Below are 14,712 nucleotides of genomic sequence, written 5' to 3' on the forward strand. Positions count from 1 at the left end.
CTAGGATTCCTTCATCGCTTGTTTTTTCTCCGCCTTGAGGTCGCGACTGCTGGCGGCGGCAATTTCCGCATCCATCAGGGTGCGTCCAGTGGCCGCTAGATAGACATCATCGAGACTAGGACGGGATTGGGCGATGCTAAACAGGGGTAATCCCGATTCGGCTAGGGTTTGTTCAATTTTGCTTAAAGGATTGCTCTTCGCCGTCACGATCAGATTAAGGGAGTTACCCTGAGCGGTATTGACGATCACTTCCTCGACAAAAGGCAGACGGGATAATAATTCTTTCGCTTTGAAAGCCTCTTCCTCTGGGGAAAATTCCCGCACTTTTAGGGTAATGCGATCGCCGCCCAGCTGCTCTTTCAGTTGTGAGGGGGTACCGCGAGCAATGACGATACCATTGTCGATAATTGCCAAGTTATCAGCCAAGGCATCGATTTCTTCGAGATAATGGCTGGTAATTAACACACTGGTTCCGGCCGCCCGTAATTGTCGCAGAAAATCCCAGACAATCAAACGACTTTCGATATCGAGGCCCACAGTCGGTTCATCCAGCACCAAAACCTCCGGCTGATGCAGTAATCCCGCCGCTAAATCCAGCCGTTTTTTGATGCCGCCGGAATAGGTTCCTGTTTTTTTGTCGGCGTATTCCTCTAATCCTAAAAGATTTATTAATTCTTTGATGCGCTCTCTTGACTTTTGAGCGGGAATGTGATACAGAGCCGCTTGTAGTTGCAACAGTTCCCGGCCGGTGAGCATTTTATCGAGGGCGACTTCTTGGGCAACGTAACCCAGGCGTTTACGGGCAGATTTGGGGTTATTCAAGGCATCGACACCCCCCACCTCGATTTTGCCGCCATCGGGTTTAGCAAGGGTGCAAAGACAGCGAATCGTGGTGGTTTTCCCCGCACCATTGGGACCGAGTAAACCGAAGATTTCTGCCGCTGCCACGGTAAAGGAGATATCTTTAACCGCTGCTGTCTGACCGTAGGATTTTTTTAACTTTTTGATCGCCACCGCAAGGGTCATAAGCTGATTTTCGCCCACTTGAGCGAGACAATTTTTTTGTTAACTTTCTTGGTCTATTTTAACCCAGATTCCCCACTGCAAAATCTAACACAGCCTTGTTTATCTTTTCCGATCAAGATAAACTTTGACGGGATTTGGCCTCATCCCCAGAGAACCTGCTGCTGTTCCGGCGTTGCCTGTTCCTTGATCGACCTAGACCCATATTAGATGCGCGGGCAACTTATTCAGACAGCATTGTTAACTTAAATTAACTTTGTTGGCAAAAGTGAATCGGAACAAGGGTTTTTCGTTAAAGTGATAATGATTATCGTTCTAATTAAAGAGAGAAATCATGGTTCTACAGGTCTCTAGGGTAGGATTAGTTTGTGCTGGGGAGAAAATCCGCGAAAAAAGCCCTAAATCTCCATTTATAGCTGTTAGCTTCATTTTATCGCTTTCTTTTGCCCTCGTAACGGTGGCTAAGGCTGAAGAGCCTGCTATTGGTCAGAGTTTGCCCGAATTTTATATCGGGGTGGATAATCAAATCACCTTAACTCGGGGCATCTATGAGGGATTAGCCAATCCTAACCATAACCGGTTAACTCTTCTGGTTGCTCACCGAGAGGGAAACCCTCATTTTCACGGTATCGGCACTTACAGTTATTCTGGACCGTCTAGTAATCCAGTCGTTAATCCCACTAACAGCAATAATCGCATTCCTGAGACTTCTACAGGATTGCCTCCTCTCTCCTTAATTGCAGGAAAAGGAATTTTTCAGAATAGTTTTGTTAGTGCTGCCACTGGGGAGGAATATAGCAATTTACTGATGCAATCAGTGGCAACTATTAATAATTCCTCTGACTTGGGAGAACAAGCTCTTTTTAACAGTTCTGGGGGACGGTGGAATCGGTCTTTAGGTAATGCCAACCTATCCTTGCAACTGTTAGAGATTAGTGATGGATTAACAGTAGCTAACTCTTTAGGAGAGACAATTTTAGCTAATGCTGGAGATATCTATGCGATCGGTACTGGTGATAACTTCTCCTTTTTACCGAAGTTTCTTGCCTCTCGACCGGGAAAATATTCAGCCAGTTTTAAACTGGTAGATCTTAGCCTTTCTTGGGGAGATTCAGGAATTTTCCACCTAGATTTTCAAACAGTTCCCGAACCATCAACTCTGATAGCCTTAATACTGTTTGGGTCAATTTTATTAACTCGATCGAGTAGTAAAAACTAAAACCAATCGGTTTTGGAGAGAGAGAACTTATCTCCAAAACCGCTCTAGATCGAGATCGGCTTTGTTGAAATGGAAAACAGGGATTATTCCCTAAAAAACTAGCAACTTTTTTGACTATGATAACGACAAGATTATCAGTATAGTTTTAGACTGTTAGACCATCCTATCATCAGCCCTATCTCGATCGCAGTATATATTTATGAAATTTAGTGAAATTGCCCAAAAATTAAGCCCTTTAGTCTCTGCTCACAGTTTAACCGCCTATCCCGACAGAAATCCCGAAATTAAAGCCATAACTCCCATCGAAACCGCCCTAGTCGATACGATTAGCTATATCGAAGGGGGAAAATTTGCTGCCTTTGTCGCCAAAACTGAGGCTACTGCCCTAATTCTGCCCCTGGATGCCAATTTACAACAACAGGCCGACGAACGCGGCATCCCTTGGTTAGCTAGTGCCAATCCCCGACTTTTATTCGCCCACGCCATCAAATTATTCTATCAACCCTTTCAGCCCCAACCCTACATTCACGCCACCGCCGTGGTGCATCCATCGGCTAAAATCGGCCATAAAGTCGCCATCGGGGCCCATGCCGTGGTAGAAGCCAATGTCACCCTCGGTGATGGGGTGTGCATTCATCCTAACGCTGTTGTTTACCCCGGGGTGCATATTGGCGATCGCACAATTCTCCACGCTAACTGTACTATCCATGAACGGGTACAAATCGGCAATGATTGCGTTATCCACAGTGGCGCTGTTATCGGTGCTGAGGGCTTCGGTTTTGTGCCGGTTCCCGAAGGCTGGTTTAAGATGGAACAATCGGGTATCGTGGTCTTAGAAGATGGCGTAGAAATTGGCTGTAATAGTGCCGTGGATCGTCCGGCAGTGGGAGAAACCCGCATCGGTAGCCAGACTAAGATCGATAATCTCGTCCATATTGCCCATAATTGCCAAATTGGCCAAGCTTGCGCCCTAGCAGGACAGGTAGGCATGGCAGGAGGCGTAAAATTGGGCAATCGCGTTATTTTAGCAGGACAGGTGGGCATTGCCAATCAAGCAGTGATCGGGGACGGTGCGATCGCAACAGCCCAAACCGGCATTCACAACGATATCGGAGCAGGAGAAGTGGTTTCCGGCGCTCCCGCTATGCCCCATAAGTTATTCCTCAAGGTAGCAGCCGCTTACAAGCGTTTACCCGAAATCTATCAAGCGGTTAAGCAATTAAAAAAATAGCCGTATTCAGGAGACAGGAGGCGGTCGGCAGCTTTGTTCTCCCCACACCCCACACCCCACACCCCACACCCCACACCCCACACCCTACACCCTACACCCCACACCCCACACCCCACTTCCCCACTTCCCCACTTCCCCACTTCCCCATCTCCCCACTGATAACTGATAACTGATAACTGATAACTGAATCAAAGTGACTCGCAAAAGCAAGGGCGCTATCGCCGCAGGACATCCAAAAACTGCCGAAGCTGGACAATTAATCTTAGAAATGGGCGGCAATGCCTTCGATGCCATTGTTGGCTCGATTTTAGCGGCTTTCGTGGTCGAATTCACCCTCGCTTCCGCGGGGGGCGGCGGTTTTTTATTAGCACATACCAAGGAAAAAGTCAATACCCTTTTTGATTTTTTTTGTCAAACTCCCAAATCTAAAAAACCCTTGACAAATATCGACTTTTACCCAGTGGCGATCAATTTTGGGGGTGCTAGTCAAGATTTTCACATTGGCCGAGGTGCGATCGCAACGACCGGGGCGTTACGGGGATTGGAAACAGTGCAGAAAAAACTGGGAAAATTACCCTTTGCCGTGGTAGCAGAACCAGCGATCGAATATGCTCGACAAGGCTACATTTTGAGCCAATATAACGGCTTTTGCCTGAGTTTACTATCTTCGATCCTGCTCAAAGATAGAGAGGGTTTAAAAGTCTATGCTCCCCAAGGAAAACTCCTCCAAGCTGGCGATCGCTGTGTGATGGGCGATTTTGCCAACACTTTAGAAGAATTAAGCAAAAAAGGCGTAAAAGACTTTTATGAGGGAGAAATCGCCCACCAAATTGCCAAGGATATGCAGGAGGGTGGTTATCTTACCCTAGAGGATTTAAATCATTACCAAGTCCTTGAGAGAAAACCCCTAAAAAGCCAATATCGGGGTTACGAAATACTGACTAATCCGCCTCCTAGTTCTGGGGGAATTCTCCTAGCTTTTGCCCTAAAATTACTGGAAACAGTTAATTTATCGGCTTTAGAGCATCTAGGAGCCAAACATCTGCAAATTTTAACGGAAGTGATGGCCTTAACCAATCAAGCGCGGGTTCAAGGCTACGATAATTTTATCCATCAGGAGGGAATCGCAGAGAAGTTTCTCTCGCCGGAATTTTTAGGCAAATATCCCAATAAATGGGGCAGTACCACCCATATTAGCGTTATCGATGGGGAAGGTAATGCCGCCAGTGCTACCTTTTCCAACGGCGAAGGATCAGCTTACACCGTGCCGGGGACAGGAATTATGCTCAATAATATGATCGGGGAAGCGGACTTAAATCCCTTTGGCTTTCACAATTGGCCGGTTGATCGTCGTTTATCCTCAATGATGTCCCCAACGATGATTTTAGAGGAAGGAAAGCCGCGATTTGTTCTCGGTTCTGGGGGTTCCAATCGCATTCGCACCGCTATTTTGCAGGTTATTAGCAATTTAATCGATTTTCGGCAATCCTTACCCGATGCGATCGCTGCCTCGCGCCTACATTGGGAAAATCAACAATTAGGAATTGAACCTCTAGAAGATCGGGAAAATATGCTCAAAAATCTGGTTTTACCCGCAAATACTCAAGTATCCCGGTGGCAAGAACAAAATATGTTTTTTGGGGGAGTGCATGGGGTGGCAGTGAATGATCGGGGGGAGTTGACCGCTACGGGCGATCCGCGTCGGGATGGAGTAGGATTATTGATTAGGGATTTTTAGGTAATGGGTACAACTTGCAGGCGTAACCCAAGTGCTTGCAAAACCTTAAGAACTGTAGCAAACTCTGGATTCCCCTGATTCGACAAAGATTTATAGAGACTCTCCCGTCCCAAACCCGTCTCGCGAGCAATATGAGTCATCCCTTGAGAACGAGCAATATCGCCTAATGCTGCCACTACTAAGCTAGGATCGCCATCTTCGAGGGCAGCTTCCAGATAAGCAGCGATATCTTCTTTTGTTTTCAAATGATCTGCTGCATCCCAAGGATAAGTCTGAATTGTAGCCATAGAGAACCTCCTATAAGTATTGGGCTAAATCTAATGCTGTTTTGATGTCCCGTTCTTGAGTCCGTTTGTCTCCCCCCGTTAAGAGAATAATCAAAGTCTCACCTTGTTGTTTGAAATACACGCGATAGCCCGGTCCATAATCAACGCGCAGTTCCGATACACCTCGTCCTACTGGCTTAACATCACCCGGATTGCCCATAGATAAACGACGAATGCGGATATTTATGCGTGCCTTGGCCTGATGATCTCGCAAATCACTAAACCACTCAGAATAGGTTTCGGTCTGGCGAATTTCAATCATGTTTCCAGTGTATCTTTAAGGATACAAAAAGACAACAGAGAATTTCACCAACCTTTTAGCCGGTGGATTGGGCAAAAAAGAGAATAGAGAATAAGGAGACAATTCCAAATCAATCGAATCTGATTGTAGCCGGTGCTTAAAAGACGGTGGCTTTCATGCTCCCGTGTTACTATCGGTAATTAGTAATCGGCCAACATAGTGGTGTGAGCTTGTTTACTTCTTATCGTTTACTGTTTACTTTTGAGATACTCATGTTGCTCTTGCGTTATAGTATTACCGTGAGTGCGGTGCTTGGGTTGATTTTCTTGGCTGAATCCTCGGTTAAGGCACAAACTCAGTCCGCTGCCGATTTATTGAAGAAACCGCAACCTACTGCCAATCCAGTGTCTCAATTACCCGGTCCCTCGGCGGCACCGGCAACTACGGAAGCGGATCCGAAAGCCCCCAATTATCTTAATCCTAGTGGCAATCCCCTAATTTTTCCCACCAAACCGGATGAGGTGAATATTAGGGTAGTACAACCGCTCACCTTAAATCAAGCGATCGAATTAGCTTTAAAAAATAATCAGACCTTACAGACCGCCCGGGTCGATTTAGAAATCGCTCGCGCCCAATTAAAGGAACAACAGGCGGCCTTATTACCCACGGCCGAAGCGGAAACCAGTCTCACTCAAGATCAATCGGCAGCTGCCCAAAGACAGAATGAGTTGGCTCGTCAACAGGGAATCCCAGCCACTACACCCGAAGATAGTACCAACCTTCAGGGTAGTGTTCGGATTGTCTATGGGGTTTATACAGGGGGTGAACGGACAGCCCAGATCAAAAGGGCCGAAAAAGTCATCCGGCAACGGGAACTAGAGGTGGAACGAGTCTCGGAACAAACTCGTTTTGATGCCACCGATGCCTATTATGAATTGCAGAGGGGTGATGCCCAAGTAGCGATCGCCCAAGCTGCGATCGAAGATGCTAGTCAAAGTTTACGGGATGCTCAATTATTGGAACAAGCGGGACTAGGAACCCGATTTGCTGTCCTACAGGCGGAAGTTGACCTAGCCAACGCTAACCAAGACTTAACCCGGGCGATTTCTACCCAGCGTATTTCCCGACGACGACTGGCACAGATATTGAGTGTCGGTCAGCACATCGAGTTAACCGCTGCCGATGAGATTCGTGAGGCGGGAACTTGGGGCTTAAGTCTTGATGATAGTATCGTTTTGGCCTATAAAAATCGCGCGGAATTAGAACAACAACTCTTACAGAGGGAAATTAGCGCAGAAGACCGCTCGATCGCCATTTCGGCGGTGATTCCCCAGGTTGACCTTTTGGGCGAGTATAATGTCCTCAACGATCTCAGTGATGAAGCTGGTTTTGGCGATGGTTTTAGCGTCGGTGGCCGGATTCGTTGGACTTTCTTTGATGGTGGTCGTGCTTTTGCTCGCGCCCGTCAAGCGGAAAGAAATATCGATCGCGCCGATACGGAATTCTCCCTCCGTCGCAATGAAATTCGCCTTCAGGTGGAGGAATCCTACTATAGTTTGATTTCTAACCAAGAAAACATTAAAACTTCGCAAAAAAGCATTGAATCGGCCACGGAAAGTCTGCGATTAGCCCGTTTACGCTTTCAGGCGGGTGTGGGAACCCAAACGGACGTGATCAACTCCCAACGGGATTTAACCGATGCCAGAAGCCGTTATCTACAGGCGATCGTCGATTACAATAGATCCCTGAATAGTCTCCAGCGATCGATTAGTAATTTACCGGATAATCGTTTGTTTGAAGTGCGTTAATTGTGCGATTTATTGATCTGTGGTGTGGGGGGAGATGGTCAAATCTCCCCTATTTTAACGGGTTTCGATGATTCTAATCTGTTGTTTGCGCAATTGCTTCAGGTTGTGGCTTTCCCGTCGATTTTGTACCTAACGATAGGAATTACTGCGAAACAAAGCTGATCATAAATTGGACGGCTTTTTTTCTAGGCCGCTTGCAGAACATAAAAGGTATAACCATAGAAGTTGCTGAATTTCTCAAAAAGTTTCATCTCTTCTTCAGTTTCACGAATAACCGATGAGCTACTTGGGCTGATTTCCAGCTGCCCAAGTAGCTCACGGAGAGGTTGATAATAATTTAGCCACCAAACCTGACTGGGCAGCCTCTGGGTAGAAAGTACCTTAAAACCAGACCTATTAGCCCGAACGATATTCTCAAACTCATTACCCATCATAGGATAGGCGTTTTGCCAATAGGCCACAGCCGGCTCTGGCAGCTCATTAGTAAACCAACTCATCTCCGAGATGACGGCAATCCCGTTGTTAGAAACAAGCGGTCGCCAGATTTTAAGGGCCTGCTCAAACCCAAGATTATAAGCTGCCCCCTCAGACCAAAGTAGATCAACTGAACCCACTGACCAATCAAGTTTAGCCATGTCACCATGAATTGGAATGATTAAATGCTCAAGACCAAGCTGTTTTGCTCGGGTTTTGAGTTCGTCGATAAAAACCGATGAGGAATCCACTGCCATGACAGGGCTTTGGTAGTATTGTGCCAGCAGTAAAGCACTAGCACCACTTCCACATCCTAGATCGGCAATTCGCGGCTTGAGGGGCAAAATAGAGAGATTACTCAAAATTTTTAGGGAGAAGTCAGAGTCGCCAGGCCCTTTACGGTCAAGTCCACGGTGTAAATCAGTTAAAGCGGCAACATACTCAGTTTGATTGTCTGTAGTCATAGGGATTTTTGCTGGCTCTAATCGCTGAAAACAGCCCATTCCTAGCTTAAGATCACTGGGTTAGGCGATCGTTCCCGTCAGGGGGGAACTAGGACTAGCAGAGGACTTAATCGGCATTCTTCCCGCTAAATGGGCTAAACGTCCCGCTTTTGTCGCCATTCCCATGGCCTGCGCCATCAAGGCCGGATTGGCGGACATAGCGATCGCACTGTTAATTAATAAAGCATCGGCCCCCATTTCCATGGCCCGGGCTGCTTCTGAGGGTGTACCGATCCCGGCATCTACCACCACGGGAATTTGGGACGATTCGATGATAATGGCGATATTTGCCTCATTTTTCAGCCCCTGTCCCGACCCAATCGGCGATCCCAGCGGCATAACCGTGGCGCAGCCAGCCTCCTCTAAACGTTTGGCTAAGAGAGGATCGGCGTTAATATAGGGCAGTACGGCAAAACCTTCTTTAACTAATTGTTCCGCCGCTTGCAAAGTTCCGATCGGATCGGGTAATAAATATTTAGGATCGGGAATAACTTCGAGTTTAATAAAGTTATTGTCTTCCTGTCCCAATAATTTGGCCATTTCTCGTCCTAAACGGGCCACCCGAATCGCTTCTTCGGCCGTTTGACAACCGGCAGTGTTGGGTAACATCCAAATTTTAGACCAATCGATCGCCTCTGCTAATCCCTCATGACCGGGTGCGTTCGTTTGTACTCGTCTAACGGCAACGGTGACGATCTGACATTCACTGGCACTAATACTTTCCTGCATAGTCTTCAGATTGGCATATTTGCCAGTCCCAGTCATCAAGCGGGAGTAAAAGGTTTTCCCAGCAATGGTGAGGCGATCATTTTGGGGCGATAAAAGCGCTTGGGGTTTATTCTCAATAATAGTTAAGGACATAGGTGGAATAGTAACGGGTGATGGTTGATTAAAGCGATCGCAGCGAAAATGGGTCAAAATGGGATTAACTTTGTCATTAATCACCAGGTCAGCGATTAAGGAAGCAGTGACAGGAGCGAGTAAAATGCCATTACGATAGTGACCGGTCGCTAAAATCAGGTTATCACAGCTACTGCGGCCTAAAATGGGCAATTCATCGGCTGTACCCGGACGGAATCCCCACCACATTTCCTCGATTTCCCAGTCAGCTAAAGGGGGATAGAGACGGGTGGCACGTTCAAAAAGGGTTTGCAGTCCTTGGGGTGTATTACCCGTTTGCCAGGCGACTTTTTCGGAAGTGGCCCCGATAATTAAACGACCATTGCGACGGGGAACTAGATAGGTTTGCGGACCGAATAAAACCCTCGCTAAGGTCTGGTTAGGGGGCATTTTTACCGCAGCCATTTGACCTTTGACGGGATGGATGGGGAGGGGTAAAAGTTGACTGGCCCAGGATCCCGTCGCTAAAATGTAAATTTTTGCTTCTAATTCCCCAATTGAGGTATAAATACTCTTGACTTTTCCCTGCTTTTGTTGTAAGGCGTGGACTTCTACCCCTTGGCGAATTTCTACCCCTAAATTTGCGGCCGCTTGTTGCAGGGCAGTCACTAGCTGCTGGTTATCCACTTGTCCATCGTCGGGATACCACCAACCACCGACCACATCTTTACCTAGTCCGGGTTGGTAGAGGTGAACTGCATTGCTGTCTAACCAAATTTTATTAGCTGTATTGGCAGTAATAGGCTGATTTTGCTCGTAAACGGGAGCAAGAATACCACAGGGATAGTAACCGCTATTTATCCCCGTTAAATCCTCGATTTTGCGGCTCCATTCTGGATATAGCCAGCGCGATTGTAGACAAAGATCGAGAAACGGACCCAGGGGAATCCCTTCCGCATGGGGGGCCAACATTCCCGCAGCCGCACGACTAGCGGCCTGAGCTAGATCTCGAACTAGGAGGGTAACTTTTGCCCCGCGCAATTGCAAATCGACGGCGATCGCTAATCCGATGATACCACCGCCCACGATCAAAATTTCGCTAGTTGAGTTCTTGACCCTCCCATGGCTAAAAGCGAGGGATTCTTGGTTCAACGACATGGCTTAAAAATCTAAAGGAAATGTAACCTTGATCCTAACTCGCAATTAGTCAGCCGAGAGGAGGGAGAAGTGAGGCTACTGGCATAATTCAAGATTAAGATGATTTGTAGTCGATCTTTTCTAAGCTTCCCTTTTTCTTTAGAGCATTATGACTTCCCCTGCTGTCGATCGAGTTTATCAAGGTCAATTCGGAGAGTTTACGATTACGGATAGCGATCGCCTAGGGGTGCGTCTCTACCGTCTGGGATTAAATTTAGCGGCTTTTAGTTTCGCTGTCGCTACAATTATAGTTCTCACCCGACCGCAATTATTGCCCCTGACCAACCTTTTATACATTAGTTTTTGTCTGGGGTTAGGCATCAGTTTATTGACTATCCATATTTATTTAATTCCCCTCCATCGTCTCCTGCAAGTTTTTTGGCTAATCGGGGTAATTACTTCCCTAATTTTCAGCCTCTATTCTCACCTTTCTCCCCTAGAATTTGTCTATAACCATCCGGTGAGTTTATTGGGTGTGGGCTTTATTTTTGCTAGTCTCACGGGGATTTATTTCAAAGAAGCTTTTTGTTTTAATCGTCTAGAAACCAAGTTTTTAACCCCTCTAGTTCCCACCCTTTTGCTCGGTCATCTTTTGGGGATATTGCCCTTAAATTGGGAAAAGGGGCTATTAATTCTCTGGGCGACTTTATTCGTTATCTTTGCTCTGGGAAAGTTAAGCCAACCTCTCCCCAACGATATCGGTGATAAATCGGTCTTTGAACATCTTAATCACTGACGAACTGATAACTGATAACTGATACTTATCTGGGGGCCTCTATGGTGGCAGGATTAGCAGTATTGGGAGTCTTGCTAGTGAACATTTGTATCAGACTAAAACCGACAAAAGCGAGTAAGGCTATGCCACCAATAGTAGCAACAATTTTACCGACGAGATTTTCTGTGCGGGGTTGTTCGGGGGCATCCTCGTTGGGATCCTCTGAATGGGCAAAACGATTGTAGAGGAAATCGAGGGCTTCATTGCGGAGTTCGTAGTAACGGGGATCCTCGGTAATTTGGGAACGAACCCGGGGACGGGCAAAAGGCATCTTTAACACCTCACCGATTTTAGCGCTCGGGCCGTTGGTCATCATCACCAAGCGATCGCACAAGAACAAAGCCTCATCGATATCGTGGGTAATCATCAACACCGTTAACTGGTGTTCTTGCCAGATTTTCAGCAATTCTTCCTGTAATTCCTCTTTGGTGATCGCATCTAAGGCCCCAAAGGGTTCATCGAGGATGAGGACTTGGGGACGAATGGCCAGGGCGCGTGCGATCGCAACCCGTTGTTTCATGCCTCCCGATAATTGGGCGGGTTTTTTCTGGGCTGCTGCTGTCAATCCCACTAAGGATAGATTTTCTTCCACGATCTTCACCTTCTCAGCCTGAGATTTTTGGGGATAAACCGAATTAACCCCGATGTAAACGTTCTCAAAGGCAGTTTTCCAGGGCAAAAGCGAATAATTTTGGAATACCATCATCCGGTCTGGCCCTGGTTCCTTAACCTCTTTATCCTGTAGCAGCACTTGCCCACGACTAGGAGAAGAAAACCCCGCCACCATATTTAAAAGGGTCGATTTACCACAGCCGGAGTGACCGATAATGCAGACAAATTCCCCCTCATTGACTTGCAGCTCCACACCGTCTAAAACGGTGTAAACCCCTTCTTGAGAGGGGTATTCTTTGGCAACATTGCTAACTAATAAAAAAGGCTGGGTGGTGGTGCTGGAATTCACGGTCTTATCGGTAAAAGTTTGCATATTCGTCCTAGATTTATTCTAAGGTGGGCTTTGCCCACCACAACTATTAATTCGGGTCTGCTGAAAAAGTTTTTCGTGGGGTGTGGGGTGTGGGGTGTGGGGTGTGGGGTGTGGGGTTTTAGAGATTTTCATCTGGTCAATTACCTAATTTTCAGGGAAAAAGTCCCGGAATTTTCCCCCCGATCACTCCCATATCTCGTACTTTTTGATTGCCAAAAAGTCTAAAAGTTTTACCCAACAAGGTTTTTAGATTTATTCAGCCAACCTTAATTAGCGACGGGATCATCGAGGAGAACTTCCGAGACGCGATAATCGCGACGGATCGAGAAACGTTCCAGATAGCCGATCGGATCGTCAGGATTGAAAATAAGATGATCAAAGAGGGCAAAACTGTGGCGATTGGGTTCCAAATCGGGAAGGCCCAAGGACCGACAAGCTTCACCAAACAGATCGGGACGACGGACGCGTTCAATCACTTCCACCCAGTTGCGGGGGAAAGGCGCGTAACCCCAACGGGCAAGCTGAGTTAGGGTCCATAGGGCCTCACTCCGGCCTGGACAGTTAGCTTGATCGACGTAAAACTGGTTAAATCGGAATAGGGCTTCGGGGGCAGTTCCTAAACCGCGATCGTAACCGTCGAGGAAACCGGGGCGAATAATTGCGCTATCCACACCCACATACCGGGGCTGACTGAGAATATTAACGATATCTTCCCGATTACGCCGATCATCGCAGTATTCACAGGCTTTAATTAAAGCTTTCACCATGGCGATATGGGTTTCGGGATGTTTCGCTGCCCAAGTTTCCTTGACTCCGAGAACTTTTTCCTGGTGTCCGGGCCAAATATCAAGATCGGTGGCGATAACGTAGCCTAATTTTTCGTGAACGGCGTAGGAGTTCCAGGGTTCCCCCACACAATAACCGTCGATGTTACCCGCTTTTAGTAGGGAAACCATCTGAGGCGGCGGAATTACGGCTAAATTGACATCACTATCGGGATCGATGTCGCCACTAGCTAACCAGTAGCGTAAGAGCAGATTGTGCATGGAGGCGGGGTGAACCATGCCAAAAGTGGCGATTTTATCGGGACTTTGCTGGAGGGCCTCCTTTAAGTCCTCCAGTTTTTCTACCCCCAATTCCCTGTATTTATTGCTGAGGGTGATGGCGTTACCGTTGCGACTGAGTACCAAGGCGCTAATCACGGGGACAGAGGGCTTATTTCCAGCCCCAATCGTCATGCTGAGGGGCATTCCCGCCACCATCTGGGCCGCATCGAGACGACCGGTGGCCACTCCTTGGGCGAGTGCTTTCCAGTTGGGTTCCCTTTGCAGGACAACATCCTCTAATCCTTCCTCGGCGAAGAAACCTTTCTCTTTGGCGATCATAATCGGGGCGCAATCGGTGAGGGGGATAAAACCGATGGTAGGATTGGTTTTCAATCTGGTAGCTTGGCCGATCACAGTCACCGGACCCGTGGGTTGACCGACTTTCTTCGATCGCTTCTGTTGGTTGAGGAAGTAAACGATCTCGTTACGGAGGGAGTAGTAACTAGGGTGGTTAACTACTTCCAAACGATGCCGGGGTCTGGGAATGGGAACATCGAGAATCTGACCGATATGGGCCTCTGGACCGGTGGTTAACATCACCACTCGATCGGATAGTAATAGGGCCTCATCCACATCGTGCGTGACCATGATACAGGTAACGTGGCTTTCTTCGACGATTTCCATCAAACGTTCCTGTAAATTGCCTCTGGTTAACGCATCCAGCGCCCCAAAGGGTTCATCGAGTAGCAGGACTTTTGGCCGTAGGGCTAAAGCGCGGGCGATCGCTACCCGTTGTTTCATGCCTCCCGATAATTCTCCCGGTCGTTTGTTGGCGGCATGGCGCAGGTGTACCATATCGATACTATGTTCGATGACACTTTTGCGTTCAGCGGCCGGTAGATGACGCAGCACACGGTTAACCCCTAGGGCGATATTTTGCCGGACGGTTAACCAAGGCAGCAGAGAATAATTCTGGAACACCACCATGCGATCGGGACCGGGGCCTTTAATTTCTCTTCCCTCTAAAATCACCCCTCCCACCGTCGGGCGATCGAGTCCGGCGACCATATTTAAGAGGGTGGATTTCCCACAACCGGAGTGACCGATTAAAGAGATAAATTCCCCTTGAGTAACGCTGAGATCGATATTTTTCAGGGCGATATATTGACGGCCATCGGGGAGAGGGAAAACCTTATCAATGTGATCGACTTCAATAAATGCAGACATTTTCAGTTATCAGTTATCAGTTATCAGTTATCAGATGTGAGTTTTTAGTTTACTGTTTACTTAAAAAGCTCCCCACACC

The 14,712-nt window shown here is 47.4% G+C and carries 13 protein-coding genes; 6 read left to right on the forward strand and 7 right to left on the reverse strand.

The genetic code is table 11. From position 1 onward, the window contains the following. A complete protein-coding gene (locus GQR42_RS19100) occupies window positions 1-1,026 on the reverse strand; it encodes an ABC transporter ATP-binding protein (RefSeq protein WP_158201169.1) in 1,026 nt (341 codons plus the stop codon). A 331-nt stretch (window positions 1,027-1,357) separates the two neighbouring features. On the opposite strand from GQR42_RS19100, the gene GQR42_RS19105 reads away from it, so the two are divergent. The 4 genes from GQR42_RS19105 (at window position 1,358) to ggt (ending at window position 5,211) form a co-directional block, all read left to right on the forward strand. Continuing rightward, window positions 1,358-2,242 (forward strand): all3515 family Zur-repressed PEP-CTERM protein, encoded by an 885-nt coding sequence (locus GQR42_RS19105; RefSeq protein WP_158201170.1) that lies wholly within the window; start codon window positions 1,358-1,360, stop codon window positions 2,240-2,242. Between the two features lie 199 nt (window positions 2,243-2,441). After that, window positions 2,442-3,473: a UDP-3-O-(3-hydroxymyristoyl)glucosamine N-acyltransferase gene (gene lpxD, locus GQR42_RS19110; protein ID WP_158201171.1), complete on the forward strand. Its 1,032-nt coding sequence runs from the start codon at window positions 2,442-2,444 to the stop codon at window positions 3,471-3,473. 33 nt (window positions 3,474-3,506) lie between these two features. Beyond that, window positions 3,507-3,632, forward strand: a complete 126-nt coding sequence (locus GQR42_RS29605) for a hypothetical protein (RefSeq protein WP_257792591.1) — start codon at window positions 3,507-3,509, stop codon at window positions 3,630-3,632. A gap of 34 nt (window positions 3,633-3,666) precedes the next feature. After that, window positions 3,667-5,211: a gamma-glutamyltransferase gene (gene ggt, locus GQR42_RS19115; RefSeq protein ID WP_158201172.1), complete on the forward strand. Its 1,545-nt coding sequence runs from the start codon at window positions 3,667-3,669 to the stop codon at window positions 5,209-5,211. Here the strand turns inward: ggt and GQR42_RS19120 are convergent. Together GQR42_RS19120 and GQR42_RS19125 are read right to left on the reverse strand one after the other, a co-directional pair. Then, window positions 5,208-5,498: an addiction module antidote protein gene (locus GQR42_RS19120; protein WP_158201173.1), complete on the reverse strand. Its 291-nt coding sequence runs from the start codon at window positions 5,496-5,498 to the stop codon at window positions 5,208-5,210. The two genes, ggt and GQR42_RS19120, sit on opposite strands and share 4 nt — an antisense overlap. A 10-nt stretch (window positions 5,499-5,508) precedes the next feature. Next, window positions 5,509-5,799, reverse strand: coding sequence for a type II toxin-antitoxin system RelE/ParE family toxin (locus tag GQR42_RS19125; RefSeq protein ID WP_158201174.1), 291 nt, complete (start codon window positions 5,797-5,799; stop codon window positions 5,509-5,511). Between the two features lie 251 nt (window positions 5,800-6,050). Here GQR42_RS19125 and GQR42_RS19130 point away from each other — a divergent pair, with 251 nt between their 5' ends. Beyond that, window positions 6,051-7,586 (forward strand): TolC family protein, encoded by a 1,536-nt coding sequence (locus GQR42_RS19130; RefSeq protein WP_158201175.1) that lies wholly within the window; start codon window positions 6,051-6,053, stop codon window positions 7,584-7,586. Window positions 7,587-7,771: 185 nt separating this feature from the next. Here the strand turns inward: GQR42_RS19130 and GQR42_RS19135 are convergent, their stop codons facing one another. Beyond that, window positions 7,772-8,524 (reverse strand): SAM-dependent methyltransferase, encoded by a 753-nt coding sequence (locus tag GQR42_RS19135; RefSeq protein ID WP_233271077.1) that lies wholly within the window; start codon window positions 8,522-8,524, stop codon window positions 7,772-7,774. 60 nt (window positions 8,525-8,584) lie between these two features. Next, a complete protein-coding gene (gene thiO / locus GQR42_RS29735) occupies window positions 8,585-10,561 on the reverse strand; it encodes a glycine oxidase ThiO (protein WP_158201177.1) in 1,977 nt (658 codons plus the stop codon). Window positions 10,562-10,709: 148 nt separating this feature from the next. Between thiO and GQR42_RS19145 the strand changes: the two genes are divergently transcribed. Further along, a complete protein-coding gene (locus GQR42_RS19145) occupies window positions 10,710-11,336 on the forward strand; it encodes a DUF2301 domain-containing membrane protein (protein ID WP_158201178.1) in 627 nt (208 codons plus the stop codon). Between the two features lie 25 nt (window positions 11,337-11,361). Here the strand turns inward: GQR42_RS19145 and GQR42_RS19150 are convergent, their stop codons facing one another. Beyond that, window positions 11,362-12,360, reverse strand: coding sequence for a nitrate ABC transporter ATP-binding protein (locus GQR42_RS19150; RefSeq protein WP_158201179.1), 999 nt, complete (start codon window positions 12,358-12,360; stop codon window positions 11,362-11,364). A 266-nt stretch (window positions 12,361-12,626) separates the two neighbouring features. Continuing rightward, window positions 12,627-14,633: an ABC transporter ATP-binding/substrate-binding protein gene (locus tag GQR42_RS19155; protein WP_158201180.1), complete on the reverse strand. Its 2,007-nt coding sequence runs from the start codon at window positions 14,631-14,633 to the stop codon at window positions 12,627-12,629. Between the last annotated feature and the right edge of the window lie 79 nt (window positions 14,634-14,712).

This window comes from Microcystis aeruginosa FD4, assembly GCF_009792235.1.
Classification (GTDB): Bacteria; Cyanobacteriota; Cyanobacteriia; order Cyanobacteriales; family Microcystaceae; genus Microcystis; species Microcystis viridis.

Bases quoted from the DNA above. Each gene is read 5' to 3' on its own strand.
- GQR42_RS19100 (WP_158201169.1), bottom strand. From the start codon at position 1,026: ATGACCCTTGCGGTGGCGATCAAAAAGTTAAAAAAATCCTACGGTCAG.
- GQR42_RS19105 (WP_158201170.1), top strand. From the start codon at position 1,358: ATGGTTCTACAGGTCTCTAGGGTAGGATTAGTTTGTGCTGGGGAGAAA.
- lpxD (WP_158201171.1), top strand. From the start codon at position 2,442: ATGAAATTTAGTGAAATTGCCCAAAAATTAAGCCCTTTAGTCTCTGCT.
- GQR42_RS19120 (WP_158201173.1), bottom strand. From the start codon at position 5,498: ATGGCTACAATTCAGACTTATCCTTGGGATGCAGCAGATCATTTGAAA.
- GQR42_RS19125 (WP_158201174.1), bottom strand. From the start codon at position 5,799: ATGATTGAAATTCGCCAGACCGAAACCTATTCTGAGTGGTTTAGTGAT.
- GQR42_RS19130 (WP_158201175.1), top strand. From the start codon at position 6,051: ATGTTGCTCTTGCGTTATAGTATTACCGTGAGTGCGGTGCTTGGGTTG.
- GQR42_RS19135 (WP_233271077.1), bottom strand. From the start codon at position 8,524: ATGACTACAGACAATCAAACTGAGTATGTTGCCGCTTTAACTGATTTA.
- thiO (WP_158201177.1), bottom strand. From the start codon at position 10,561: ATGTCGTTGAACCAAGAATCCCTCGCTTTTAGCCATGGGAGGGTCAAG.
- GQR42_RS19145 (WP_158201178.1), top strand. From the start codon at position 10,710: ATGACTTCCCCTGCTGTCGATCGAGTTTATCAAGGTCAATTCGGAGAG.
- GQR42_RS19150 (WP_158201179.1), bottom strand. From the start codon at position 12,360: ATGCAAACTTTTACCGATAAGACCGTGAATTCCAGCACCACCACCCAG.
- GQR42_RS19155 (WP_158201180.1), bottom strand. From the start codon at position 14,633: ATGTCTGCATTTATTGAAGTCGATCACATTGATAAGGTTTTCCCTCTC.